This window comes from Kribbella koreensis, assembly GCF_039525325.1.
In the GTDB taxonomy this organism is placed as follows: domain Bacteria; phylum Actinomycetota; class Actinomycetes; order Propionibacteriales; family Kribbellaceae; genus Kribbella; species Kribbella koreensis.
In genome coordinates, this window is record NZ_BAAAHK010000005.1 from 25,014 (window position 1) to 48,476 (window position 23,463).

General features: G+C 67.8%; 24 protein-coding genes and 1 tRNA gene. 9 read left to right on the plus strand and 16 right to left on the minus strand.

Translation table 11 applies throughout. The annotated features are described in order from the left end of the window. Positions 1-206: 206 nt before the first annotated feature. Positions 207-464, plus strand: coding sequence for a type II toxin-antitoxin system Phd/YefM family antitoxin (locus ABD116_RS11155; protein WP_343967745.1), 258 nt, complete (start codon positions 207-209; stop codon positions 462-464). 277 nt (positions 465-741) lie between these two features. On the opposite strand, the gene ABD116_RS11160 is transcribed toward ABD116_RS11155, so the two are convergent. The 5 genes from ABD116_RS11160 to ABD116_RS11180 form a co-directional block, all read right to left on the minus strand. After that, positions 742-1,164, minus strand: a complete 423-nt coding sequence (locus ABD116_RS11160) for a VOC family protein (RefSeq protein WP_343967747.1) — start codon at positions 1,162-1,164, stop codon at positions 742-744. A gap of 25 nt (positions 1,165-1,189) precedes the next feature. Beyond that, complete coding sequence (locus ABD116_RS11165; RefSeq protein ID WP_343967749.1) at positions 1,190-2,329, minus strand: endonuclease; 1,140 nt, start codon at positions 2,327-2,329, stop codon at positions 1,190-1,192. Positions 2,330-2,452: 123 nt separating this feature from the next. Further along, the gene (locus tag ABD116_RS11170) at positions 2,453-3,169 is read right to left on the minus strand and encodes a hypothetical protein (RefSeq protein WP_343967751.1); all 717 of its coding nucleotides are present in this window, start codon (positions 3,167-3,169) and stop codon (positions 2,453-2,455) included. After that, positions 3,166-3,663 carry an RNA polymerase sigma factor gene (locus ABD116_RS11175; protein ID WP_343967753.1) on the minus strand — a complete coding sequence of 166 codons (498 nt, stop codon included), beginning with the start codon at positions 3,661-3,663 and terminating at the stop codon, positions 3,166-3,168. Before ABD116_RS11175 ends, ABD116_RS11170 begins: the two co-directional genes overlap by 4 nt. A 343-nt stretch (positions 3,664-4,006) precedes the next feature. Then, entirely contained in the window at positions 4,007-4,945 is a 939-nt protein-coding gene (locus ABD116_RS11180; RefSeq protein ID WP_343967755.1) for a glycoside hydrolase family 16 protein, read from the minus strand. Positions 4,946-5,073: 128 nt separating this feature from the next. Here ABD116_RS11180 and ABD116_RS11185 point away from each other — a divergent pair, with 128 nt between their 5' ends. Further along, positions 5,074-5,784, plus strand: coding sequence for a GntR family transcriptional regulator (locus tag ABD116_RS11185; RefSeq protein WP_343967757.1), 711 nt, complete (start codon positions 5,074-5,076; stop codon positions 5,782-5,784). Here the strand turns inward: ABD116_RS11185 and ABD116_RS11190 are convergent. The 8 genes from ABD116_RS11190 to ABD116_RS11225 all read right to left on the minus strand — a co-directional run bounded on the left by ABD116_RS11190 (position 5,781) and on the right by ABD116_RS11225 (position 13,923). After that, on the minus strand, positions 5,781-6,614 hold the full coding sequence (locus ABD116_RS11190; RefSeq protein ID WP_343967758.1) for a carbohydrate ABC transporter permease: 834 nt from the start codon (positions 6,612-6,614) through the stop codon (positions 5,781-5,783). The two genes, ABD116_RS11185 and ABD116_RS11190, sit on opposite strands and share 4 nt — an antisense overlap. After that, the gene (locus tag ABD116_RS11195) at positions 6,611-7,573 is read right to left on the minus strand and encodes a carbohydrate ABC transporter permease (protein WP_425552079.1); all 963 of its coding nucleotides are present in this window, start codon (positions 7,571-7,573) and stop codon (positions 6,611-6,613) included. Before ABD116_RS11195 ends, ABD116_RS11190 begins: the two co-directional genes overlap by 4 nt. 10 nt (positions 7,574-7,583) lie before the next feature. Further along, on the minus strand, positions 7,584-8,852 hold the full coding sequence (locus ABD116_RS11200; protein ID WP_343967763.1) for an extracellular solute-binding protein: 1,269 nt from the start codon (positions 8,850-8,852) through the stop codon (positions 7,584-7,586). 272 nt (positions 8,853-9,124) lie between these two features. Next, positions 9,125-10,231, minus strand: coding sequence for a glycoside hydrolase family 183 protein (locus tag ABD116_RS11205; RefSeq protein ID WP_343967765.1), 1,107 nt, complete (start codon positions 10,229-10,231; stop codon positions 9,125-9,127). 97 nt (positions 10,232-10,328) lie between these two features. Further along, on the minus strand, positions 10,329-11,360 hold the full coding sequence (locus ABD116_RS11210) for an ornithine cyclodeaminase family protein (protein WP_343967767.1): 1,032 nt from the start codon (positions 11,358-11,360) through the stop codon (positions 10,329-10,331). After that, a complete protein-coding gene (locus ABD116_RS11215; protein ID WP_343967769.1) occupies positions 11,357-12,487 on the minus strand; it encodes an aminotransferase class I/II-fold pyridoxal phosphate-dependent enzyme in 1,131 nt (376 codons plus the stop codon). The genes ABD116_RS11210 and ABD116_RS11215 overlap by 4 nt, the downstream gene beginning before the upstream one ends. Then, a complete protein-coding gene (locus ABD116_RS11220) occupies positions 12,471-13,094 on the minus strand; it encodes a helix-turn-helix transcriptional regulator (RefSeq protein ID WP_343967771.1) in 624 nt (207 codons plus the stop codon). The genes ABD116_RS11215 and ABD116_RS11220 overlap by 17 nt, the downstream gene beginning before the upstream one ends. Positions 13,095-13,131: 37 nt before the next feature. Then, positions 13,132-13,923: a PrsW family intramembrane metalloprotease gene (locus ABD116_RS11225; RefSeq protein ID WP_343967773.1), complete on the minus strand. Its 792-nt coding sequence runs from the start codon at positions 13,921-13,923 to the stop codon at positions 13,132-13,134. Positions 13,924-14,026: 103 nt separating this feature from the next. Between ABD116_RS11225 and ABD116_RS11230 the strand changes: the two genes are divergently transcribed. Together ABD116_RS11230 and ABD116_RS11235 are read left to right on the plus strand one after the other, a co-directional pair. Next, on the plus strand, positions 14,027-14,413 hold the full coding sequence (locus ABD116_RS11230; RefSeq protein ID WP_343967775.1) for a PASTA domain-containing protein: 387 nt from the start codon (positions 14,027-14,029) through the stop codon (positions 14,411-14,413). A 152-nt stretch (positions 14,414-14,565) separates the two neighbouring features. After that, positions 14,566-18,234, plus strand: a complete 3,669-nt coding sequence (locus tag ABD116_RS11235) for a S8 family peptidase (RefSeq protein WP_343967777.1) — start codon at positions 14,566-14,568, stop codon at positions 18,232-18,234. 43 nt (positions 18,235-18,277) lie between these two features. Here the strand turns inward: ABD116_RS11235 and ABD116_RS11240 are convergent, their stop codons facing one another. Continuing rightward, the gene (locus ABD116_RS11240; protein ID WP_343967779.1) at positions 18,278-19,255 is read right to left on the minus strand and encodes a helix-turn-helix domain-containing protein; all 978 of its coding nucleotides are present in this window, start codon (positions 19,253-19,255) and stop codon (positions 18,278-18,280) included. Positions 19,256-19,388: 133 nt separating this feature from the next. Between ABD116_RS11240 and ABD116_RS11245 the strand changes: the two genes are divergently transcribed. Both ABD116_RS11245 and ABD116_RS11250 read left to right on the plus strand, forming a co-directional pair. Further along, positions 19,389-19,601 carry a hypothetical protein gene (locus tag ABD116_RS11245; RefSeq protein WP_343967781.1) on the plus strand — a complete coding sequence of 71 codons (213 nt, stop codon included), beginning with the start codon at positions 19,389-19,391 and terminating at the stop codon, positions 19,599-19,601. An 85-nt stretch (positions 19,602-19,686) separates the two neighbouring features. Further along, positions 19,687-20,292, plus strand: coding sequence for a GNAT family N-acetyltransferase (locus ABD116_RS11250; RefSeq protein WP_343967782.1), 606 nt, complete (start codon positions 19,687-19,689; stop codon positions 20,290-20,292). Here the strand turns inward: ABD116_RS11250 and ABD116_RS11255 are convergent. Continuing rightward, on the minus strand, positions 20,289-21,122 hold the full coding sequence (locus ABD116_RS11255) for a carbon-nitrogen hydrolase family protein (protein ID WP_343967784.1): 834 nt from the start codon (positions 21,120-21,122) through the stop codon (positions 20,289-20,291). The two genes, ABD116_RS11250 and ABD116_RS11255, sit on opposite strands and share 4 nt — an antisense overlap. A 97-nt stretch (positions 21,123-21,219) precedes the next feature. Between ABD116_RS11255 and ABD116_RS11260 the strand changes: the two genes are divergently transcribed. Then, positions 21,220-21,714, plus strand: a complete 495-nt coding sequence (locus ABD116_RS11260) for a hypothetical protein (RefSeq protein ID WP_343967787.1) — start codon at positions 21,220-21,222, stop codon at positions 21,712-21,714. 97 nt (positions 21,715-21,811) lie between these two features. On the opposite strand, the gene ABD116_RS11265 is transcribed toward ABD116_RS11260, so the two are convergent. Beyond that, positions 21,812-21,895 (minus strand) — tRNA-Leu (locus tag ABD116_RS11265). A 234-nt stretch (positions 21,896-22,129) separates the two neighbouring features. On the opposite strand from ABD116_RS11265, the gene ABD116_RS11270 reads away from it, so the two are divergent. Both ABD116_RS11270 and ABD116_RS11275 read left to right on the plus strand, forming a co-directional pair. Beyond that, positions 22,130-22,954, plus strand: coding sequence for an FHA domain-containing protein (locus ABD116_RS11270; protein ID WP_343967790.1), 825 nt, complete (start codon positions 22,130-22,132; stop codon positions 22,952-22,954). 10 nt (positions 22,955-22,964) lie between these two features. Beyond that, positions 22,965-23,453, plus strand: a complete 489-nt coding sequence (locus tag ABD116_RS11275; RefSeq protein WP_343967792.1) for an FHA domain-containing protein FhaB/FipA — start codon at positions 22,965-22,967, stop codon at positions 23,451-23,453. The last annotated feature ends 10 nt before the right edge of the window (positions 23,454-23,463 follow it).

Consider the following 23,463-nt stretch of genomic DNA (forward strand, 5'->3'; position numbering starts at 1 on the left):
GCCCGGGCAGGTCCCGCTTCGCCGCGAACCGCCGCCCCGACTCGATGCGCCCGCAAACCCACGGCTGGCTCTGGCGACGACACAGCCAGCAGCCGCTCACCAGCCCCGGTCCCGGCCATCTAACTGCCCGACGCTGCCCTGCGATCTGCCCTCGCCCGCACGCGCTGGCCTTCTTAGGCTCGAGTCACCAGCGAAAAGGAGATCCGATGGATACGGTCGGCCACCAGCAACTACGTGACGGGCTTGGGCGCTACCTCGAGGATGTGAGCCAAGGGCGCAGCTTCACCATCACCCGCCACGGCAAGCCGGTCGCTCGGCTTGTGCCGCTCCGGCTGGCGAGCAGCCTCGACGACTTGGTTGCCGAGGGCAAGGTGAAGCCACCGAGCCGCCACAAGCAGACCGCCCCGACACAAACGGCCACGGACAGCCCGCTGAGCAACCTCGTCGACGAGCAGAGACGATGAGCCAACGGTCCGCAACCAGTTGGGTGCAACCGCCGTTGTAGGGCGGTTGCACTCGAGGGCACAGTAGGTGTTCGGTACTTGGACGCAGGCCGGTCCGCCCAGCCGCCAGTCGGGCACACGGCACCCGCCCCGCAACAACAGCTGTGTCGACGACGGCCCGCTCTCGCCAGGCGGGCGTGCGGAGCAGCCCGCGCGCCAGGGTGGGCGGGAGCTCAGCGCCGTGGGAGCGACGTAGGAGCGAACGGAGGCGCCGGCGTGGGGTTTGCTCGGCGTCGGGTTAGGTGGCGAAGACGTCTTCGTCGTTGGCGAAAGCCTTGAACTCCAGGGCGTTGCCGGCGGGGTCGTGGAGGAACATGGTCCATTGTTCGCCGGGTTTGCCTTCGAAGCGGAGGTACGGCTCGATGACGAAGGAGGTGTTGGCGGCGCGGAAGCGGTCGGCCAACGCGTGGAAGTCCGGGATCTCGAGGATCAGGCCGAAGTGGGGAACGGGGACGTCGTGGCCGTCTACGGGGTTGTGGATCGCCTCGGCCCGCGTCGAGGCCAGGTGCGTGACGAACTGGTGGCCGCGGAGGTTCCAGTCGATCCAGGTGTCGGAGCTGCGGCCGCGTTCGCAGCCGACCACGGAGCCGTAGAACTCCGCGGCGGCTGCTAGATCGTCGACCGGCATGGCCAGGTGGAAGCGCGGTACTGAGGGGCTCATACCGACCAACCTACGACGAGCCGGCCTACGGCCAGATCGAGCTGACCCATTCGGGGTGGTCGATGAACGGGTTGCGGTTGTGCTGCCAGGTGTCGTAGATGACCTGGTTGCGGCGCTTCTCGAACGCGTCCGGCGGGTCGGCGGCGCTCCAGGCCTTCAGGACAGAGAGCTTGCCGATGTACGGCGCGGTGCCGTTGTTCACCGAGTTGTTCGGCTCCAGGTCCGGCCAACCGTCGCCGCCCTCGTACCGGACCGCCATGTAGAAGATCATCCGCGCGACATCACCCCGTACTGCGGCCCGCGGCGCGAACGAGTCGCTGTCGGCCGTACACCCGGGGCACTCGGTGACCGCCGAGCCGCCGTTGTCGAAGTCGAGGTTGCCTCGTGCCGAGTTCACCGACACGTCCTCGGGACGCAGGTGGTGCACATCCGTCCCCGGACCGGTCGCCGTACCGAAGTCACCGTGCGACTTGGCCCAGACGTGTTCACGGTTCCAGTCGTTGACCCCACCGCCGTTGGTGCTCTTGGCCTGCGAGCGACCGGAGTACAGCAGGATCACGTTGTTGGGATTGGCGGGATCCTGGTCGGTGTCCTTCAAAGCGTTCCAGACCTGCTCGTACGTCAGCTTGGTCTGACTAGAGATGATCGTGTGCAGCGCCGACTTCAACGCAGCGCCGGTCTTGCCGGAGGCGGCCGCGTAGTAGTCGCCAGGGTCACCCGGATCACCAGGGTCCGAACCGCCACCACCGCTGAACGCCGTCGGATCCTTCAACCCCGCATGCGGCGTGAAGTACGGCGTCAGCGTCCCGGTGACGGTGATCTGCGCGCCGAGCAATCCCGGGTTGGTCTTCAGTCCGTACTGCGCCCTGAAACCGCTCGGGATCTGCACGTAGAGCATCGACCCGGTCGAGGTCGTCGAAGCCGAATCGGCCAGCGCGAGCGCGGTGTCGGCGGTGTAGCGGCTCCGGATCACCGTATTGGCGGCAGTCGGCTGCCCGACCACATAGCCGACGACGGTGCCGACCGACCCGTTCTGCTGCCCGATCGCAGCACTCACGGTGAGGGTGGCCGTCGTCGCGGCGGTCGACGGGGTGACACCGAAGCCGACCAGCGCAAGCAGCGCGCCGATCACCACGGCAGGACGAAGAAGACGTTGGGCAGTCACGGCAATCTCCCAGGGGCGGTTGGGAACCACTGCATCGCAGATCAGTCTGCCCCCGACCGCCCCTGTTCGAACGTCAAACCCCGGCAAAACTTGTCCGACAATCCGGCAAACCCCGGATGTCGGCTACTTCAGCTCAATCGTCCACGGCCCGCCGGCGATCACTATGTCGGGGAGCTTGGGGAGCTCGCTGATCTCCTTGAAACTCTTCGTCGCATAGAGCTGATAGGTCCCGGGCTCGAGCGGGACAGTCCCCTGCTGCCCGTCTGTCGTGCACTGACGGATGCTCAGGAACGTCTTCACGGTCACGGTTTCGTTCGGACCGAACTTCCACCGCTTGGCGATGGCCCGCTCGGCGAGCGGGGTAGCCACCACGATCCCGTCCTTGACGACGACGAGACTCGCTCCGGCCGGGCTACCCGACAGGTTCACCGGCGCGGCGGCCGAGTTGATCAACTCGACGTTGATCGAGGCCATGACCCCGTTGGCGTCCGGTGTGACGGTCTGCTGGGTGACCGCCAGGCCCAGCGTCGGATCGCCGGCGATGGGAGCAGTGAGACGGCTTCCGCAGACGAACCCGTTCTCTTGATGAGGCTTGAGGGTCACCGTCGGCACCGGAGGAGCTGCGGCAGGCGGCTGCTCCTGATCAGCACCAGGCAGTACTGCGTACGCGCCCGCTGCGACTACTACCGCGGTCGACGCGGCGACGGCTGCTGCTATGCCGGTGCGACGGCGGCGGCGGGAGCGGATGCGGGGGATCAGGGTCTGCTCGTCAACGGGCACCCGGTCGGTGCCGTCCGAGGCCAGGGTCTGGAGTAGGTCTTTCAAGTCTCGGGAGGTCATCTCATGCTCTCCTCGGTCGTGCCGAGCTGGCTGGCCAGCTTCGTCCGGGCGTCGGACAGGTGGCGCTTGACGGTGCCTTCGGAGCAGCCGATCTGGTCCGCGATGTCTTGGACGGTCAGGTCCTCGTAGTAGCGCAGGACGACGCAGGCCCGCTGCTTTGGCGAGAGCGTCGACAGCGCCCGGCGTACCTCGTCGGCGATTCCGACGTCGGCGTCCTCGTGCACCGGCGGATTCACCAGCAGGTGCTGGGCTTGCCGCCACAGCTTGGCCCGCCGGCGGCCGTCGACGTACTGGTTGAGGATCGCCCGCCGGACGTACCCCTCGAGTTGCGCCACGTCATTGCCGACCCTGAGCCGGCTGAAGACCCGCAGCAACGCGTCCTGGACCAGATCGCCCGCGGACGCGGTATCGCCGGTCAGCAGATAGGCGTAGGAACGCAACGCGCCACCACGAGCCTGCAGCAACTCGCCGAACGCGGATTCCCAGTCAGCCATGCGCACCACCCTTCCCTGTCAATCATCAAGACGAACAGGGGCGATGCCGCGTTGGGGGTGAACCCGAGAAGAATTGAGTCGGTGGGGCGGGAGCGCTTGCGCTCACCGCCCCACCTAGGTGTACGGGCCCCCATCAGCTCGTAGCTGCTGCCACGGGCTGCTTGCCCATCCACCAGTGAGGCACCACTGGCGGGTGGCACCTCACCGTCAGTTGACAGAGGAGGACCCTGAGGTCCTTCTCCGACGGTGGCGTGGTGCGGACGCCGCTACGGACCGTACTCAGGTCCGAACCGAAAGTCCATGGGTCGTGGAGGCTGTCTCACGCTACTGACGGGTCACTGATTCAGCAGCTGATCGTGTCCGCATGCGTCGTGCCGGACGAGCGGTAGGAGTTCACCCGCGCAGTGGCCGTGGACGGCGACAGTACTTCGTTCTTGGCGTAGTAGACCCAGTCCGCCGACTGCACGTAGGCGCTGGTAGCGCCGCTGTGCCCGTCCAGGTCGATGAACCACTGGTTGTAGTTGAGCGTCATCGGCCGCCGCGGGTAGACCGAGTGGCCGTTGCCGTCGGTGGTGTGGTCCGCGGCGAGGCTGCCGTCGATGTAGTACTTCACGTGGCCGCCGCCGACCGTGGCGACCAGCGTGTGCCAGCCGGCGTGGCTGAACCGGCGCGCGGCGCTGATCCGCCAGCCGTCGAACGGATCGACCTGGTACGTGTTCCAGCTGGTGATGAAGTCGACCGGGCCCGCCTCGCCCCAGCCGCCGTTCGGCAGGTACTCCGAGATGTCGAGCTCGCTGTACGTCGGCTCCCAGTCGTAGTCGAGCGGCGAGATCGTGTAGAAGGTCTGGTTGACGTGATCGCCGTCGGCGCCGCTGACCGGGGTGTCGCTGAACTTGAACCGGGTCGCGTAGGTGCCCTCGAAGAACCGCTCCTGGTTCTGCTGCACCTGCGACTGGGTGGTGCCGCTGACCGTGCCGTTGGTCGCGGCGCGGAGCTGCAGGGACTTCTGCCCGTCCACAACCGGGAAGGTCACGTTGCTCGCGGTCCAGGTGCCCTCGATGCCCGGGCCACCTCCGCCGGTCCGGACACTCCAGTCGTGGCCGGTGAAGTTCGGATCGGTCCGGGAGCTGTAGTTGAAGTCGTCGAAGAACGCACCACACGCCGGCTTGCGGTACTGCTCGGGGCCGGTGCGTGCACTGGCGGTGGTACTGGCGCCGGCCGCGGCAAGAGCGGCCAGTACGACGGCTGTCGCGGTCACGCGGAGCTTGCGAGATCGAGTCATGGATTCACACACCTTCATCTCGGGGCGGAGAGAACCCTTCGTACGGTGGTCTATCCAATTGGTAAAGTCAACCCTGAATCACGGAGTGAATCCGCTCTCACAGCTTTACCACTGGTAAGCTCCGGAGCATGAGAAAGACCGAGGCGAGGGATGAGCTGCTGCGGCTCATCCAGCTCCGCAACCCCGGTGAGCCGCTGCCGTCCGAGCGGAGTCTGAGCGAGTCGCTCGGCGTCTCCCGCCCGACGCTCCGGGCGGCACTCGACGATCTGGCCCGCGACGGGCTGGTCGTCCGCGAGCACGGGCGCGGCACGTTCATCAGCTCGCGCAAGATCCACCAGGCGCTCGAGCCGACCGCCGAGGGCGACTTCCAGGTGCCGCCGGCCGAGGGGACGCCGTGGCAGAGCAAGCTGATCAGCTTCGACCTCGAACCGGCCGGCGCCCGGATCGGTCAGCGGATGGAGATCTCACCGGGTGACCAGCTCGTCTCGGTGGTCCGGCTGCGGATCGTCGACGAGGCGCCGATGTGCATCGAGCGGATCCGGATCCCGGTCGCCTTCGTCCCCGGTATCACCGGCCGCGACTTCGAGATCGGGTCGCTGTACGGGCTGCTGCGGACGCGGTACCAGGTCGCCGCGAGGAGCGCCGTCCAGACGGCGGAGCCGACCGTCACGGATGCGCAGGAGGCCGCGCTGCTCGGAGTACCGCTGCACGCGCCGGCACTGCTCTTCGAGCGCGTCACCCGGAACGCGGACCGCGCCGTGATCGAGTACACCCGCTCCATCTATCGAGGAGACCGGTACCGGATCACGACGCGGCTGTCGTTCCCTGAAGTGGATTAGCCCTTCACGGCGCCCGCGGCCACGCCGGTGGTGACGCGGCCCTGCAGGACCAGGAAGATCAGCAGCACGGGCAGCATGAACAGGGTCGCGGCGGCCATCGTCGCGCCCCAGTCGGTACCGAACGTGTTGCTGAACGACGAGAGCCAGACCGGCAGCGTGCGCTGGTCCTGGTTCTTGATGATCAGCAGGTTGGCGAAGGCGAACTCGTTCCACGCCGTGATGAAGCCGAACAACGACGTCGACAGCAGACCCGGCGCGAGCAACGGGAAGACGACCCGCCGGAACGCCTCGAACTGGTTGCAGCCGTCCACCCGGGCGGCCTCCTCCAGCTCGACCGGGATGCCCTTCAGGAATCCGCGCAACGTCACGATCGTGAACGGCAGCGTCATCATGAAGTAGATCAGCGTCAGGATCGGCAGCTTGTCCAGCATGTCCGTGTCGCGGGCGATCACGTACATCGGGATCAGCAGTGCCTCCCAGGGGGTCATCTGGGCGATGAACACCATCAGGATGAAGCCCTGCCGCCCCTTCCACTTCATCCGGCCGACGGCGTACGCCGCGCCGCAGGCGACCACCAGCGACAGCAGGACGGCGCTGATCGCGACCAACCCGCTGTTGCGCCAGAAGGTCCAGAAGCCGTCCGCGTGCACGGCGGTGCTGAAGTGCGTGAAGGTGACATGGGTCGGGAAGAACGACGGCGTCTCGGCCTGGATCTCCTTGGTCGGCTTGAAGGCGGTCAGCACCATCCAGTAGACCGGGAAGATCGAGAACAGCAGAACGCCGAGCGCGATCACGTTCAGGGTGAGCTTGCGGCTGAGGCTGGCTCTCACAGTTCGCCCTCTTCCTTGAACATCTGCCGGAAGTAGGCCAGCAGCACCACGGCCAGGATCAGCACCGTGACCATCGAGATCGCCGCGCCCAGGTCGTACCGGTTCAGCACGGTGGCGATCTGGTACGCGTAGACGGGCAGCGTCAGCAGCGCGTCGCCCGGACCGCCCTGGCTGATCGCCCAGATCTGGACGAAGCACTTGAACACCCAGATCACCTCCAGGCACAGGATCAGCCCGAACATCGGCCGCAGGATCGGGAAGGTGATCAGCCAGAAGGTCTTGACCGCGCCGGCCCCGTCGATCTGGGCCGCCTCGTGCAGTTCCTTCGGTACCGACGTCATCGCGGCGTAGAGGGTCAGCGCCGCGAACGGCACCGACTGCCAGACGATCAGCAGCACCACGATCGCGAACGTCGAGTTGCCGTCCGCGAACCAGGCCTTGCCGTCGAACTGCTCGAACCCGAGCGCGACCAGCACCCAGTTCACGACGCCGAGCTGGGACTGGAACAGCCACTGGAACACGGTCGTCGCCGCGATCACCGGGATCGCCCAGGCGACTACGAGGCCGCCCATCACGGCGAACCGCATCCACTTGCCCAGGGCACCGATCAGCAGCGCCACCAAGGTGGCCAGCACCATGATCAGGCCGACGTTGACCGCGGTGAACACGAAGGTCCGGCCGACGACGCCCCAGAACTTGTCGTCGTTCAGGATCTTCGAGTAGTTGTCGAACCCGACGAACTCGGCGCCGCCACGGATCAGCTGCGCGATGCCGAACTTCTGGAACGAGATCAGCAGGTTGCGGACCAGCGGATAGACCAGCAGGTATGCCGTACCGACGACCGTCGGCGCGACCAGCAGGTACGGGAGGAGGCGTTCCCACAGGGGTCGCCCCCGCCGGACCGAGACCGGCGTACCGGGCTCGGGGGCGGGGGCTGCTGTGGTGGTCTTCTCAGCCACAGCCATAGTTCTACTTGGCGTTCAGGGCCTGGGTGATGATCTCGTCGGCGGCCTTGGCCGCGGCGGCCGGGTCACCGCCGGTCAGCACCTTGGTCTGGTACTCCTTGATCGGGTTCTTCGCCTCGACCGCGGCCCAGTTCGGGGAGTTCGGGGTGGCCTTGCCGTTGGCCGCACCGGCCGCCATCGCCGCCACGCCCTCGTCCGAGCCGACCGCCGACGCGAGGCTGGTCCGGTTCGGCACGTACTTCATCGTCTTGGCCAAGTCGGTCTGCCACTTCTCGCCGGCCAGTTCCTTGATGAAGGTGTAGGCGGCATCCTGCTCGGCCGCGGCCTCCGGGATGATCAGGTCGGAGCCACCGGTGAAGACGGCGCCCGGCTTGTCGGCGGTCTTGCCCGGGATCGGGAAGAAGCCGATCTTGTCCTTGAGCGCCGGGTTCGCCTGGGCGATCAGCTCGGCGGCACCCGGAACGGCGATCATCTGCGCGACCTTGCCCTGCGCGAACACGTCGGTCTGGGTCGGCTTGGCCTCGTCAGAGTCCTTCGGGCCCTTGCCGAGCGCCTGGATCTGCTTGTAGAAGTCCATCCCCTTGAGTGCCTCGGGGGTCTCCAGCGCGCCCTTCCACTGGTCGCCTTCCTTGACCGCGAGGTCGCCGCCCTCGTCCCAGATGAAGCCGGACAGGACGTAGAAGTTCTGGCCGGGCAGGTAGATGCCCTGGTTGCCGCCGGTGTTGACCTTCGCGGTGTCGGCCAGCCACTCCTCGCGGGTCTTCGGCGGGGTGGTGATACCGGCCGCCTGGAAGAGGTCCTTGCGGTAGAGGACCACGCGGTTGGCGGCGTAGTACGGAATGCCGAACTGCTTGCCCTCGTACAGGCCCGGTCCGGCCAGACCCTCGATCCAGTCGTCGCCCTTGAGGTCGGCCTTCTTGTCGGTCAGGTCCTTGACGCCACCGCTGGCCGAGTACTGCGCGACCTGGGTGTTGCCGACCTCGATCACGTCCGGCGCGTCCTTGCTGGCCAGCGCGCCGATGATCTTCGGGCCGATCCCGTTCCATTCCTGGATCTGGACGTTGGCCTTGATGTCCGGGTGGTCGGCGGCGAAGCCGGCCTCGAACCGCTTCAGGAAGTCGTCGGAGACGCTGCCCTTCATCAGCCAGACGTCGATGGTCTTCGGGCCGGAGTCGGCGGCGGTGTCTTGCTTGTCGTCCGAGCTTCCACACGCGGCGAGCGCGGTCAGGGATAGAGCCGCGACTGCGGCGACGGCAAGGGAACGGAACTTCATCGGATCACCTCTGGCGAAGTAGCCGGATCGGCCTCCGGCTGACTGGTATGAACCTGTCGTTCAGTGGCGTAGAGAATTGCCTAGTGGCCGCTGACCAGTCAATAGTTCAGTAGTATCCGTTACTAAGTCGTGAGAGCGCACTCTCGCGGCAACCTTGCCGAAACCCGCTGTTTCTGAGCGCGTGCCGCATTACGCGTTGCGCAATACGCAACAGACCAATTTCGCGGGTGGTAAAGCGTTTACCGGACCAGTTTAGTTGGAGCTAACTGCTGTCAGAGGCTTCCGGCGTACTGGCTGACGTGGTAAGCGGTGCTGTGTCCGGCCGGGTCGCGGGTCCATTTCGAGACCATCAGGTGTAGGCCGTTGGCCGCCTTGGTCGACCACGGATGGATGAATCCGCCGTACAGGGCCGGCTCCTGGGCGAAGGTGACCTGGACCCTCTCGCCGGTCCAGACCTGGTCCGGGCCGGCCGCGGTCCGGGTGACGATGTTGCCGGTGGCGCAGTTGAGGTAGGCCATCGCCCAGGTGCCGTCCTCGAGCCGGCGGACCGACGGTTCGCCGAAGCGGCCGTTGAGGATCGGCGAGCACGGCCGGCCCCAGCCCCAGTTGCTGCCGTTCCAGCCCCAGCCTTCGTAGGCCTCGGGGGAGAACATCCGCTCCCAGGGGACACGGCGCAGCATCATCGGGCCGTCCTGGCGACCGGAGCGGACCGAGAACACGTAGACCCAGTCGCCGTCGCGCTGCATGGTCCACATCTGGAACGGGTCGAGGTTGTCGCCGCTGTTGAACCACTTCAGGTTGGTACGGACGTAGTCGTTGCCGTTGTCGGTGTAGGCGAGTCCGGCGTACCGGGACTTCCACTGCGGGCCGTTCGGGCCGGCCGAGTTCCAGTTCTCGATGCTCATGTACGAGACGAGCTGGCGGCCGGTCTCGGGGAAGCTGATGCCGTCGTTCGGGATCACCGTGACCTCCCAGAGGCCGTCGATGCCGATCCCGTTGTGACCGTTGTGCATGATCTCGGGCGCGCGGCCGTTGCCGGCCACCTTGGCGGCGCTGTCGAAGACGATGCCGCCCGCCGCGCCTGGGTGGATGGCGGAGCGCAGCATCACCGGGGAGCGCCAGTCGTTGTCGGGCTGCTCAGGCCAGGGGGTGTTGAAGGTATCGCCGAAGAGGTAGCCGATCGAGCCGTTCTCGAGCACGTACGGGATGCCGAGGTCGGTGCCGGCCACCTGCCAGCGGCTGTTGGTGTCGAGGTCGGCACCGGTGACCCGCTTCTTCCAGGTGGCGGCTTGTGCGGTGGCGGGTGCGATCAGCCCTGGGGCAATGGCGGCGCCGACTCCGGTCGCGGCGATGCTTCCGAGAAATGTCCGTCGTTTCATGGTCTGGCCTTCCAGCGGTCGTGAGGGGCGGTGACGACGTGTCACTGGTCGCCTACGAACCTCGCAGACCTTCGGCCTCCCGGCCAGACCTATTCGACTACGGTCGAAATCGATTTCCCAGCCCGCTCGAAACCACCGCGGAAGCCACCGCCGCGTCGGTCGCGCCGACGCCGGTGAGGTCGGCAATCGAGCGGGGGTGGGGGTTGGGCGTGTCGCCTCTGAAACCGGCGCGGCGGCCGTCGCTCTGGCCGGGGCGGGGGCCGTCGCTCTGGCCGGGGCGAGGTCCGTCGCTCTGGACCGGGCCGGGGAGCACGCCGGCGGCGGTGTCGAGGAACGCGCCCACCGGGAGGTCCGCGTCGGAGGCGATCACGCCGGCTCGGACGGCGTTGCCGAAGTCGCCGTGGTGGAGGCATTGGGCGTGGTCGTCGGTGGCTATCAGGGCGTCTGCGAAGAGCTCGGTGGGGAGTTCGTGTTTGCCGGGCATGTCGGTGCCCATGCCGGTGACGTGGACGGCGTTGCGGAAGGCCTCTAGAGGTAGCGGGGATCTGGCGGCTGTGGTGGTGATGACGCAGGGGGCGCCGGCTTCCAGCGCGTCGGGGTGGGCGGTGAGGCCTTCGTCTTCGAAGGCTTGGCAGAGGCAGTCGGCCGCCTCGGGGCGGCGGCCCCAGACGTGAACGCGGTTGATCGGGCGGAGTTTGCGGAGCCAGGTGACCTGGAGGAAGGCCTGTTCGCCGGTGCCCAGGACGGCGACCTCGTCGATGTGGGGTGGAGTGAGGGCATGGGTGATCAGGGCGCCGGCGGCGGCTGTGCGCCAGGCGGTGAGCTTGCCTTCGTCGGCGAGCACCGCGGCTGGTGCGCCGGTGGTCGCGTCGATGGCGAGGATCAGACCGTTGTTGACCGAGGCGAAGGTGTTGGCGATCTTCACCGCGAAGTGCGGTGATCCGGCGACGTGACCTGCCTTCACGTGGCAGTCGCCGGCGTGGTCCGGGAACTCCAGCACCATCGGTGGAGGCACTTGCGTCCGACCTTCGGCATGGGCGATCAATGCTTCCTTGACAGCACCGAAGATCACCTCGGGTGTCGCGATCGCACTGATCTCAGCCAGTCCGAGAACGGGCAGAGCGTTCATCGGCGTTTGTCCAGCCAGGTTGACCATTCGGCGAGGGCTTCTTCGGGGGCGAGTCGGCCGACGCCGATCCGGAAGCGGTCGGTCGGCGTCTCGGTCAGCTCTGAGCGGTAGATGCTCGACGGCAGGAGCAGGACGCCGGCTTGCTCGACCAGGTCGGTGCACATCGCCTCGACGCCGTCCGCCCCGAGGTAGCGCGGGTAGCAGACGCAGCCGCCTTGCGGCCGGGCGAACTCGAAGAGGTCGGGGTAGTTGCTGAAGAACTCCTCGAACAAAGGAAGGTTGGCCGCGACGATGCCGCGGTTGCGTTCGAGCAATCGGTTGCGGGCGCGGAGCCCGATCAGCGCGAGGATCTCACTCGGCGCGGAGTTGCAGATCGAGGTGTAGTGCTTGGCCCGCTCGAGCTTGTCCAGCAGAGCGCGATCCCGGCAGGCGATCCAGCCGATCCGCAGGCCGGGCAGGCCGTACGCCTTCGACATCACGTTCAACGACAGCGCGGTCCCCGACAGGTCCGCGGCCTGCGGCAACGACGGCCGGTCGAGCTCGAGACCGCGATACACCTCGTCGCTGAACAGCGTGATCCCGCGCTCGTCACACAACCGCACCAACCGCAGCCAGGCATCGAGCTCCGGCACCGCGCCGGTCGGGTTGTTCGGGAAGTTCACCGACACCAGCTTGGTGTTCGGCCGGAGCGCAGCCTCGATCGCGTCGACATCGAGCGACCAGTTGCTCTCAGCAACCAATGCGACCCCGGTGACCTCACCCAAGGACAGCGGGATCGTCTCGGCAGCTTGGTAGTTCGGCGTCAGCACCACCGCGTGGTCACCAGGCTCCAGCAACGCATGCATCGCCAGATAGATGGCTTCCTCAGCCCCGGCGAAACACAGCACATCCTCCGGTACGACGACGTCGTACGTCCCCGCGATCTCCTCCCGCAAGGCCGGCAACCCGCGCGTCTCGGTATACCCCAGCGCCAACGTCTCCCACCGCCGCCGGCCGTCATCGTCAGCAAGCTCGAGCAACGAAGACACCGCCATCGTCTGCGCGTCCGACGCAGTCAGGTGATAGCGAGCGCTGAACTCCCACCGCGAGAAGTACGTCTCCAGCTTGAAGTCAGGAAGGGTCGGCATCGATCGGCTCCTTACGCACTTGACCGAGCAGCTGATAGAGGGCGGACCGCGAGATCCGCAACGCACGGGCAACGGCCGGTACGCCGCGGCGCTGGCTGAGCACGCCCGTCTTGTCGAGCTTCGCGAGCAACTCCAGCCGGTCGTCCCGGGTCAGCCGGTCGACGGTGGTGCCGCGACGCCGGAGGTGGTCGGCGATGATCTCGTTCAGCGCCTCGGACCAGTCGTGCTCGAACAGCGCCCGCGGCTGCCCGACGACCGGCGACGCGAAGGCGGCCAGCATCCTGCTTGCTTCCTCGAAGGCGGTCCGGTCGACGTTGATGCACAGCACGACCTCGGGGTCGCCGGCGGCGTCCCGTAGTACGGCGCTGACGCTGGACAGCCGCCGCCCATCGGCCAGCGACTTCGGATACGGCCCGTAGACGTCCGGGCCGGTGGTGGTCTGCTCGTCCAGCTCACCGAGCAGCGACGGATCGCCGACCGAGCGCTCGGAGAACGAGTTCCAGATCCCGATCACCTCGTCCGTCACCGGGTCGTGCAGCACGACCTCGGCATGCGGCGACAGCAGACGCGTGATCGCGTCGCAGATCGGGGCGAGGTGATGAGCCATGCCTGGACAGTACGTCCAGCATGGACAAACTGTCCAATCAGGTCAGCGCGGGAACGCGAGAGTCGTCGCGCTGGGCCCGGCGGAGGCCGATGAGCAGGAGGCCGATGCTGATCACGCCGACGATCGCGTAGGTGACCCGGCCGCCGATGCCGTCCCAGGTGGTGTGCAGCGCGACGGCCACGGCGTACATGCCGAGGAAGCCGAGGAATCGCTTGCCGCTCGGCGCGACGGCGAAGCGCCACAGACCCCAGCAGGTGATCCCGGTCCAGGAGGCGTGACCGGCGGGCGACAGCAGACCGCGGATGAAGAGGGACTGCTCGGCAGCACCCACATTGCCGCCCGACTGGAGCAGCGCGACGAAGGCGTAGCCCATCGTCTCCAGCACGGCGAACCCGGTACCGACCGCGACCCCGATCACGATGCCGCCACCGATCGAGTGGCGATACCGATGCCCGAAGAACAGCACCAGGATGGCCGGCACGACCAGCTTGGCCGCCTCCTCGATCAGGCCGACGCCCAGCATCGGGAGCGCGCCGAGCTTGCGCATCGCGTCGTACTCGAGCAGACCCGCGACCACCACGCCGACGACACCACCGAAGAGCAGCGAGCCGCCCAGGGTCGGCCCGTCGATCAGCCAGCGACCGGAGCGGCCGGCTGCGAACATGACGAACGTGAGCGGTACGACGAGCGCCCCGAGCAGGATCATCGTGGGAAAGAGGTTCGGGTTGCCGGTGTCCGTCAGCACCGCGAGGACGAGCAGGTAGAGCCCGCTGCCGATCACGAACGTGCCAACCCAGGCCCACCTGCGCACCAGCTGCTGTGCCGTCATAGCCAGATCCTGCACCCGTCGGGCGACGGCTGCACCTTGTCGCGACGCGTGTCCCGTTAACTGTCCGTTGCGGGCAGTAACCTCGAACTGAGAGGGGACGCCGATGAGATTCGCCTGGTGCGCACCGCTGCTGTTGCTGACCGCGGCCTGTGGTGTCTCCCAAGAGCCTCGCCCGGCGGCGACCGTCACGGTCACCGCCAGTCAACCAGCGCAGCCGACGGCATCCCGGACGCCCACGCGGCCGCCGACTCCGCCGCAGACGGCGCGCGCTGCGGTGGTACCGGCTGTGGTCGGGCTCAACCATCAGCTGGCCCAGGACACGATGCAGGCGGCGGGCTTCTACTACCTGACCGAAGAGGACGCCAGCGGCAAGGGACGGCTGCTGATCAACGACCGCAACTGGGTCGTCGTCAGCCAGTCGCCGGAGGGCGGCACGACCGCCTCGGTCGACAGCAAGATCGTGCTCCGGTCGAAGAAGATCGGCGAGTAGCCCGCCGTTCGCCTGGAATTCGCCGAGGTGGCGCGGTTGCGCCATGTCGCAGCTACGGCAGCCATGGACAGGGCGCAGGCCCGGGTTCCCGTTGCAGACTCGCTCGAAAGAGGTGCCCTGCCCCCTACGCCTCTCGAAGAGGAGATCTGCCCATGTCCTCCCCACGCAAGCCCGCCGTCACCCTGGCGGCAGTCCTGGCGCTCAGCGTCGCCGCGGTCATCCCCGCCGGTGCCGCGCCGCCTCCAACTACTCCGAGTACGCCGCGCGCCACCGGCGTACCGGGTGCGAAGGTCATCACCCTGATCACCGGTGACGTCGTCGAGCTCACCGACGCAGGCGGCGGCAAGAAGGCCGCCACCGTTCGCCCCGCACCGGGACGCGAGCGGATCGCCTTCCACACCATCGAGGTCGACGGCGGCCTGCGAGTACTACCGAGCGACGCCGTCCCCTACATCTCGACCGGTGTGCTCGACGCCAACCTGTTCGACGTCGACGAGCTGGTCGCCGACGGCTTCGGTGACTCCGCAGCGACCACACTGCCGCTGATCGTCCGGTACGCCGACCCGTCCGCCGCCCGTGCCCAGTCGCTCACCGGTACGACGACCACCCGCACCCTCGACTCGATCGGCGCCGCAGCCGTCCGCGCCGACAAGGACGAGCTGCCCGCGCTCTGGAAGTCGCTCGACCCGACCGGGAACGCCCGCGCGCTCAGCCGCGGCATCTCGAAGATCTGGCTCGACGGCAGGGTGCGCGCGAGCCTCGACAAGAGCGTGCCGCAGATCGGCGCACCCGCCGCGTGGCAAGCCGGCTTCGAGGGCAGCGGCGTCAAGGTCGCCGTACTGGACACCGGTGTCGACGCGAACCACCCAGACCTGCAGGGCAAGGTCAAGGAGGCCGAGGACTTCTCCGGCAGCCCCACCGGCCCGGCGGACCACTTCGGCCACGGCACCCACGTCGCCGCGACGATCGCCGGTACCGGCATGGGCGCAGGCGGCACTCGCAAGGGCGTAGCGCCGAAGGCCGACCTGCTGATCGGCAAGGTGCTCGGCGACGACGGCTACGGCTACGACTCGTCGATCATCGCCGGCATGGAGTGGGCCGCGGCGTCCGGCGCCAAGGTCGTCAACATGAGCCTCGGTGGCGGCCCCACCGACGGCACCGACCCGCTCAGCCAGGCAGTCGACCGGATTACCGCCTCGAGCGGGACCCTGTTCGTGGTGGCCGCCGGCAACGACGGCGCCGACCAGTCCATCGGCACCCCCGGTACTGCGCAGTCCGCGCTCACCGTCGGCGCCGTCGACCGCAACGACCAGCTGGCCGACTTCTCCAGCCGCGGACCGCGACTCGGCGACAACGGCCTGAAGCCCGAGATCACCGCCCCCGGCGTCGACATCGTCGCCGCCCGCGCGGCCGGAACGATCATGGGCCAGCCGATCGACGACCTCTACACAGCAGCCTCCGGTACGTCGATGGCGACCCCGCACGTCGCCGGCTCGGCCGCGCTGCTCGCCCAGGCGCACCCGGACTGGAAGGCGGACCAGCTCAAGAACGCGCTGGTCAGCACGGCCAAGACGAACCAGGACCTGAGCGTCTACGCCCAGGGCTCCGGCCGGGTGGACGTAGCCCGCGCCGTCGCGCAGAAGGTCTACGCGACCGCGACGGCCGACTTCGGGCTGGTCAGCGCGGGGTCGAGCAAGACGATCACCTACCGCAACGACACGGCCGCTCCGGTGACCTTGTCGCTGGCGGTGGATGTGGACAACCTCGACTCGAAGACGCCTGAGACCCAGGCGTTCTCGGTACCGAGCACCGTCACCGTGCCGGCCGGCGGCAGCGTCGACGTACCGCTGGCTCTCGATTCGGCGAAGCTCGGTCGCGGCCTCTACAGCGGCTGGGTCGTTGCCACCGGCCCGAACGGCGTCGTCACCCACACGGCGGTCGGCACGCTCAAGGCCGGGCCGCAGCACAAGGTGAAGCTGCGCGCCGTTGGACTCGACGGCAAGCCCACCGGCGTACCGGTGATCAGCCTGTTCGGGGACAACTCGCGGTCCGACGTGCTCGCGTGGATCGGCGACGGCGAGGAGTACACGGCCGAGGTCGAGGAGGGCACCTACCTGCTGCACTCGCTGGTCGAGGACTACAGCGTGCAGGACGAGAAGGTCAGCCTCTTCACCGACCCGAACATCTCGATCACCAAGGACACCGAGATCGTCATCGACGCCCGCAAGGCGGTGCCGATCACGATCTCGACGCCCAAGCCGTCCGAGCAGCAGGCGATCCTCAGCTACTACGTGCACCGCGTCTACCCGAACGGCCGCAGCATCAGCCATGGCGTGATGCACTTCAGCACGGTCAAGCAGGTGCTGGTGACGCCGACCAAGCCGGTCGCCGGTGGCAGCTTCGAGTTCTCGTCGCGCTGGCAGCTGGTCGCGCCGCTGGTGCAGACGTCGATCCCGGGCATCAGCGGACCGCTGGACATCAACCTGTTGCACCAGTCGCCGTCGTTCGAGGGCAAGAAGAAGTTCGCGCTGGTCGCGCCGGGCGCTGATCTGCGCGGCGTCAAGGGCGCGATCGCCGTGATCAAGACGGCCGAAGACGGTGACGAGAAGGCCCAGATCGAGGCGGCCGCCAAGGCAGGTGCCGCGGGCATCATCCTGGTCCGGCCTGCGGATTGGTCGGCGTGGACGGTCTGGAAGCCGACCGGCGACCGGGAGCCGATCGTGGCGCTCGTGACCGGTAGCAACGACGGCCAGAAGCTGTTCGACCGGATCCGCAAGGGCCACGCGACGGTCGACCTGACGCTGACCACCTCGAGCCCTTACCTGTACGACGTGCAGCAGGTGTCGAACGGCTCGATCCCCGCCAAGATCGACTACAAGGTGACCTCGGCGAACAGCGCCCGGGTGACCACCTCGTACGCCGACAACGGTGGCTTCAACTGGGCCAAGGAGCAGCGGTTCGGCTGGCGCCCGTGGCAGGAGTACTCCTGGAACGACTCCCAGCGCTTCGTCGAGACGCCGAAGGTCCGGGAGGAGTGGGTGACCACCGGTGACTCGCTCTGGCAACACCGGGTGCACCACCTCTTCACCTGGGACGACATGAACCCGCTGCAGGGCGGGATGGCGTCGCTGCCGCGTAGCTACAAGCCGGGTACGTCCAGCGAGACCTGGTTCGGCCCGGTGGTACGGCCGGCGGCTGCTCCTGGCGTCGTCTCCACCCGGACGGGTGACCGGTTGTCGCTGCGGGTGCCGTCCTTCGTGGACGCCGACGGGCACTACACCGTCGGGGAGACCACCTCTGCTTCGGCGGTACTGACCCGTGACGGTGCTGTGGTGGCTGAGCTGCCGGATGCGTGGGAGGACGTGATCACGAGCGGCGGCGACGCGGCGTACAAGCTGGAGCTGTCGACTGAGCGGAAGGACACGGAGGGGGAGTGGAACTGGGGAACCAGCACCAACACCGTCTGGGACTTCCGGTCCAAGCAGGCTCCTGCGGACAAGGCTGTGCCGCTGTCGTTGCTGCAGGTCGGGTACGACGTACCGGTCGATCTGACTGGACGGGTGGCCGGTCGGCCGCACGTGATCGGGTTCAGCGTCAAGCAGCAGGCGGGTGCGGCTGCGGCGCGGTCGACATCGCTGCAGGCGTCGGTGTCCTTCGATGAGGGCAAGACGTGGCGACGGGTCGTCACTGTCGGAGCACTGGGTCACTACGTGGCCGTAGTACCGGCAGGCAAGGGGACTGTGTCGCTGAAGGTCGTTGCTGGTGACAGCGCCGGCAACAAGGTGACCCAGACCGTCATCAGGGCCTACGGGCTCAAGTAGATCGCTGTAGCCGGGGTCTCAGGGCGGGGCCCCGGCTACAGTCCTAAAGCCAGTTGCGGCGGGCTGCCTGGAAGGCAAGGCCAGTGCGGGTATCTACGCCGGCCAGAGACATCAGACGGTCGAGGCGGCGCTGCACTGTCCGGCGGCTGATGCCGAGCTGGGACGCGATGGACTTGTCCGGTACTCCCGCGACGAGCAGCGACAGCAGGAACCGCTCGTTGTCGTCCAGGCCCTCCGGATCCTGCGCCTCGCCGGACTGCAGCCGCACCGGAGTCGCCGCCTCCCAGTGGCTCTCGAACAGAGCGAGCAGAGCATCCAGTAGCTGACCCCTGCCGATCACTGCGGCCGTGGGCTCGCCAATCCCCGCCTCCTCGTCCCGCACCAGCGGGCAGACCGCAGTAGCGCGGTCCACGATCGCCAGCCGCACAGGGAGTGTCGGCAGCGCCCGGGCCTCCTCACCCCAGCTCACGCCCTCGGCGATGCTGTCCAGCTCTCCCGGCGTCTCCAGCAGCGCTCGCTCGTAGATCGCCCGGTAGCGGACGCCCCGGCTGAGCGCGCCGTACTCTTCCGTGTTCTCCGCGCCCTGCATCGCCAGTGGGTTGGCACGGCAGAACCAGAGGATCTCCGTGCGGGCAGACTGCTGCAGATCGCGGAGGCGGTCCCGTAGTACGTTCGCGCCAACGATCACCTCGACCAGATGGTGCGCGTCCCGGCGGCTGGCGCTGGCGCGGAACTCCTCACTCAGCGACGCCACCGTCTTCCGGGCCGACTCCAGTGACTCCTGCCGCCGTAACAACGTTGTACCGAGCGCCACGTCGGGAGCCAGCGGCCGGAAGACGGGATCCTCACCCGGCTGGGCCGCGACCAGACCCTTCGCCTGCAGTCGCTGCAGCACCTCGGCCGCCTCGTGCTGCGGCAGCTTGGCCACCTCGGCGAGCTCCGCCGACCGCGCCACGGACAGGCCGACCAGCAGCCGGTACGCCTGCTCCTCCTCGGCGTCCAGCAACGATCCGTCGTGCATCGTGCCCACCTCCTCGAAACTCCACCTAATCGTGGCACCGAACTGCCGTCACGAAATCCAGGTCATGGCGTCACTACCGGTGAAAGACGCAATCGCGGACCTCCCGCCCGAGCCGCCATCGAGAGAGATCACCATGAACTGGACGGACTACGCCGGCCTCGCCGGCCTGGTTGCTGCCGCGGTACTCGCCGGCTGGACCCTGCTCGGCACATTCCTGGGCACCAACACCACCACGCCTCACCGCGGCGCGCCACGACATTCCGGAAACCCGGCCCCCGCCCGGCCGCTCGCAGGCCGCCACCGCGCCCCGGCACACCGTCTACTCGCCCGCCTGAAGCTCCGCTGACGGCCGCCCTCTAGGCCCCCAGGCCCCGGTCGACTACCGTATGGGAGCGCTCTCAAGTGCGCTCTCAAGCCTGTTGGAGGGGTCCATGCCTGAGATCCGGCCGTACCGCCCGAGCGATCGGGACGCCGTCGCCGACATCTGCGTCCGCACCGCCGACAACGGCGGCGACTCCCGATCCCTCTACCCGGACCTCGACCTGATGCCGACCCTCTTCGCCTTCCCGTACGCCGACCTGGAACCGGACTACGCCTTCGTCCTCACCGACGCCGACCACCCCGTCGGCTACATCCTGGCCGCCCCCGACACCCCCACCTTCGCCAGCCGCCTCCGCACCGAATGGCTCCCCCGAGTAGCCGACCGCTACCCACCCCTCACCGAGCCGCCCACCACCCCCACCGAGCAAATGATCAGCCTGCTCCACAACCCCGAACGCCTGGTCATCCCCGAGGTAGCCGCCTACCCCGCCCATCTCCACATCGACCTACTCCCCGCCTACCAAGGCGCCGGCCACGGCCGAGCTCTGATGGCCACCCTCCTCAAAGCCCTGGCCGCCGCAAACATCCCAGCCGTCCACTTGACGATGCTCACCACCAACACCCCAGCGCGAGCCTTCTACGACCGCCTCGGCTTCCACCACATCCCCGTCCCCGACGTCGACGTGGTCACGTACCTGGGCCGTAGTACGAGCTAGCTGATGGTGTGGTTGGTGGAGCGGGGGTCTCCGACTACCCGGCGGGCTGAGTAGATGTCGCCCTTGCGGGCCAGGGCTCGCCAGGGGCGGAGTTTGGTCAAGGGGATCTCGTAGGTGGGGTCGTCGCGGTCGATGGTGGCGATGGTGAGTTCGGCGGGTGGGGTGACGGTGGCTACGTAGGTGCCGTCGGGGGCGATCAGGCCCGACGGCATCAGGTCGGCGGTCTGGGCGGGGAGGGACATCGCGATCCAGTAGTTGTTGATCGCGGCGTGGGCGCGGGCTTTGACCTCGAAGATCGCGTCGGCTGGGTACGCCGAGAGGAGCAGGCACTCCACGCCGAGGCGTTCGTAGTGGCTGAAGAGGGCGGGGAAGTTGACCTCGACGCAGAGCGCGCAGCCGAACCGGTAGCCGTCGACGTCGAAGACGATCGGCTCGAAGCCGGGGCTGAAGTAGCGGGTCAGTTCGGTGTTCGAGCAGTAGCGCTTGTCGTAGCGGTCCACGATCCGGCCCTGGTCGGAGATCACGTACAGGCTGTTGTGCGGCCGGTTCGGCGGGGTCAGCGGATGGGCGGAACCGAGCACGACCCAGAGCTTCAGCCGGGCGGCGAGCTTCTGGATCTTGTCCAGCTCGTCGCGGACCAGCGGCCAGTCGACCTCGGACCAGTCCTGGAACTGCTCGTTCGGAAACCCCGACAACTGACCTTCCGGAAACTGGATCAGCCGCGCCTTGTGCCCGGCGGCGACCTTCATGAGCTCCCGGACCTTGGCGCCGTTCTCCGCTGGATCCTTGGTGATCATCGGCTCGGCAACAGCAATACGAATCCCCGTCATCGCCCCACGGTCCCATCCCGGACCGACAATCCCGCCCGGACGCGGCGACCGTCACGAAGCTGTCCGGAATGTCGGCGGCGGCAGGCATGCTCGGGCCATGAACTGGTCCGCCGTCCACGACCACGTACTGAGAGACCGGTACGCCGAAGTCCGCGACCTGGCCGAATGGTCCGACTGGATGCCCTTCGAGCAGGCGATCCCCTCCGCACCCCGCGAGCCCGGCGTCTACCTCCTCCGCGAACCACTGACCGCGATCATCCGGTACGTCGGAATGGCCGGCGAAAGAGCAGCGAGTGGCCGCCCCCAAGGCCTCTACGGCCGCCTCACCGTCTATCGCAACGGCCGCGGAGCGATCAGCGGCTTCGGCGAGGAAGCCCTCGACCGCGCCCTGGCCGACCCCGCCTGGCTGGAGCAGCAACTCGACGACCTCCGCCGGCACGGCCCGAAGACCGCCCAGGACTGGGCCCGCGAAGCCGTCCTCCGCCTCGACCTCGAGGTCGCCTGGTCGGTCACCCCCGACACCCCTGACGCCCGCTACCTCGAAACCCAGGTCCTCACCGTGCTGAGAACGCACGGCCTGTGGAACCGCTGACCGAACGCCGAGTGTGATGCATGCCGCAGGAAAGCAACGGCCGGAACGTCCTGGGGAAACAAAAACTCCCGATCAGTGATCTGACCGGGAGTTGCTGTGCGCGAGGGGGGAGTTGAACCCCCACACCCTTTCGGGCACACGGACCTGAACCGTGCGCGTCTGCCTATTCCGCCACTCGCGCGCTGGTCACTTCGGGCTGATAAAACTGCCATCTGCGACCGAGAGAAAACACTAGCACGGCCTCAGGCAGACTCTGACATTGCGGGTTCGGTCGAACCTGCCGATACGATCGATCGTCGTACCAGTGTGTCCACCCACGCACCGGTGGGCACGGGGTACGGCGAGCCTCTTGAAGGTGCCGTACGGCAAGCACGATCGTTGGGTCCACCCGACGACCGACCGTGGAGGAGGACGCGTGCGACCGCTGCAGCGCTTCGAGCGACGCCTCGAGGGCATCGTGAGTGGTGTCTTCGCGCGCGCGTTCAAGGGAGACGTGGAGCCGATCGAGCTGGCCGCGGCCCTCAAGCGTGAGATCGACAACACCGCGCGGATCCTGTCCAGGGACCGCCGGCTGGTGCCGAACCACTTCACCATCGAGCTCGGCCCGGGCGACTTCGAGCGGCTGAACGCCTACGGCCGCACGCTCAACCACGAGCTCGCCAACGAACTCCGCGATCACGCGGACATCCAGCGCTACACCTTCTCCGGACCGATCGAGATCGAGTTGACCCAGGAAGACGACCTGCCGACCGGGAAGTTCCGCGTCGTCAGCGCCACCCACGGCAACCAGCAACGGTCGCCGCAGCCCCCGCCGCAGCCGTCGTACCAGCCGGCCCCGGATCCGAACGCGACCGTGCTGCAGAGCGCGCCCGTGCAGCCGCCGCCCGGCCCGCCGCCGGTGCGCCGCGGCCACCCGCAGGTGATGCTCGAGGTGAACGGCCGTCGCCGGCCGATCAACCCGCCGGGCGTCGTGCTCGGCCGGGGGACCGACGCGGACATCCAGATCAACGATCCGGGCGTCTCCCGGCGGCATGCGGAGATCCGGCTTATGCCGGAAGGCCCCGGAGGTGTCAGGGTGGTCCTGGTCGACCTCGGGTCGACCAACGGCACCCTGGTCAACGGACGCCGGGCCGCCGAGGCCGAACTGACCGACGGATCGACCGTGAGGATCGGGAACACCACCATGACGCTGCGCCTAGCGGACGAGCCGATCGCCCAGCCGCCTAGCAGCGGGTGGTGACGGAACTTCCATGTCGGAACTGACGCTGACCCTGATCAAACTGGGGTTCCTGGCCCTGTTGTGGATGTTCGTCCTCGCGGTGCTGTCCGTGATCCGCTCCGACCTGTTCGGCGCCAAGGTCGACGCCCGGGCGATCGCGCCCGCGTCGTCGCCGCAGCCGAACGGCCGGACCCCGAAGCCGGCCAAGCCGGTGAAGAAGCGCAAGGGCCTGCCCGGTTCGGTCACCATCGCCGACGGCCCGCAGGCCGGGGTCGGCGCGACCCTGGTCGAGGACCCGGTCGTGATCGGCCGCGGCTCGGACTGCCAGATCCGGCTCGACGACGACTACTCGTCCACCCGGCACTCCCGGTTGTTCCTGTCCGAGGGCGAATGGTGGGTGGAGGATCTCGGCTCCACCAACGGCACGTACCTGGACGGCCAGCGGGTGACCCGTCCGGTTCCGGCTGAGATCGGCGGTTCCATCCGGATCGGTCGCACGACGCTGAACATCGCGAAGTAGGTCGCCGGTC

Bases quoted from the DNA above. Each gene is read 5' to 3' on its own strand.
- ABD116_RS11155 (WP_343967745.1), top strand. From the start codon at position 207: ATGGATACGGTCGGCCACCAGCAACTACGTGACGGGCTTGGGCGCTAC.
- ABD116_RS11160 (WP_343967747.1), bottom strand. From the start codon at position 1,164: ATGAGCCCCTCAGTACCGCGCTTCCACCTGGCCATGCCGGTCGACGAT.
- ABD116_RS11170 (WP_343967751.1), bottom strand. From the start codon at position 3,169: ATGACCTCCCGAGACTTGAAAGACCTACTCCAGACCCTGGCCTCGGAC.
- ABD116_RS11175 (WP_343967753.1), bottom strand. From the start codon at position 3,663: ATGGCTGACTGGGAATCCGCGTTCGGCGAGTTGCTGCAGGCTCGTGGT.
- ABD116_RS11180 (WP_343967755.1), bottom strand. From the start codon at position 4,945: ATGACTCGATCTCGCAAGCTCCGCGTGACCGCGACAGCCGTCGTACTG.
- ABD116_RS11185 (WP_343967757.1), top strand. From the start codon at position 5,074: ATGAGAAAGACCGAGGCGAGGGATGAGCTGCTGCGGCTCATCCAGCTC.
- ABD116_RS11200 (WP_343967763.1), bottom strand. From the start codon at position 8,852: ATGAAGTTCCGTTCCCTTGCCGTCGCCGCAGTCGCGGCTCTATCCCTG.
- ABD116_RS11205 (WP_343967765.1), bottom strand. From the start codon at position 10,231: ATGAAACGACGGACATTTCTCGGAAGCATCGCCGCGACCGGAGTCGGC.
- ABD116_RS11210 (WP_343967767.1), bottom strand. From the start codon at position 11,360: ATGAACGCTCTGCCCGTTCTCGGACTGGCTGAGATCAGTGCGATCGCG.
- ABD116_RS11215 (WP_343967769.1), bottom strand. From the start codon at position 12,487: ATGCCGACCCTTCCTGACTTCAAGCTGGAGACGTACTTCTCGCGGTGG.
- ABD116_RS11220 (WP_343967771.1), bottom strand. From the start codon at position 13,094: ATGGCTCATCACCTCGCCCCGATCTGCGACGCGATCACGCGTCTGCTG.
- ABD116_RS11225 (WP_343967773.1), bottom strand. From the start codon at position 13,923: ATGACGGCACAGCAGCTGGTGCGCAGGTGGGCCTGGGTTGGCACGTTC.
- ABD116_RS11230 (WP_343967775.1), top strand. From the start codon at position 14,027: ATGAGATTCGCCTGGTGCGCACCGCTGCTGTTGCTGACCGCGGCCTGT.
- ABD116_RS11235 (WP_343967777.1), top strand. From the start codon at position 14,566: ATGTCCTCCCCACGCAAGCCCGCCGTCACCCTGGCGGCAGTCCTGGCG.
- ABD116_RS11240 (WP_343967779.1), bottom strand. From the start codon at position 19,255: ATGCACGACGGATCGTTGCTGGACGCCGAGGAGGAGCAGGCGTACCGG.
- ABD116_RS11245 (WP_343967781.1), top strand. From the start codon at position 19,389: ATGAACTGGACGGACTACGCCGGCCTCGCCGGCCTGGTTGCTGCCGCG.
- ABD116_RS11250 (WP_343967782.1), top strand. From the start codon at position 19,687: ATGCCTGAGATCCGGCCGTACCGCCCGAGCGATCGGGACGCCGTCGCC.
- ABD116_RS11255 (WP_343967784.1), bottom strand. From the start codon at position 21,122: ATGACGGGGATTCGTATTGCTGTTGCCGAGCCGATGATCACCAAGGAT.
- ABD116_RS11260 (WP_343967787.1), top strand. From the start codon at position 21,220: ATGAACTGGTCCGCCGTCCACGACCACGTACTGAGAGACCGGTACGCC.
- ABD116_RS11275 (WP_343967792.1), top strand. From the start codon at position 22,965: ATGTCGGAACTGACGCTGACCCTGATCAAACTGGGGTTCCTGGCCCTG.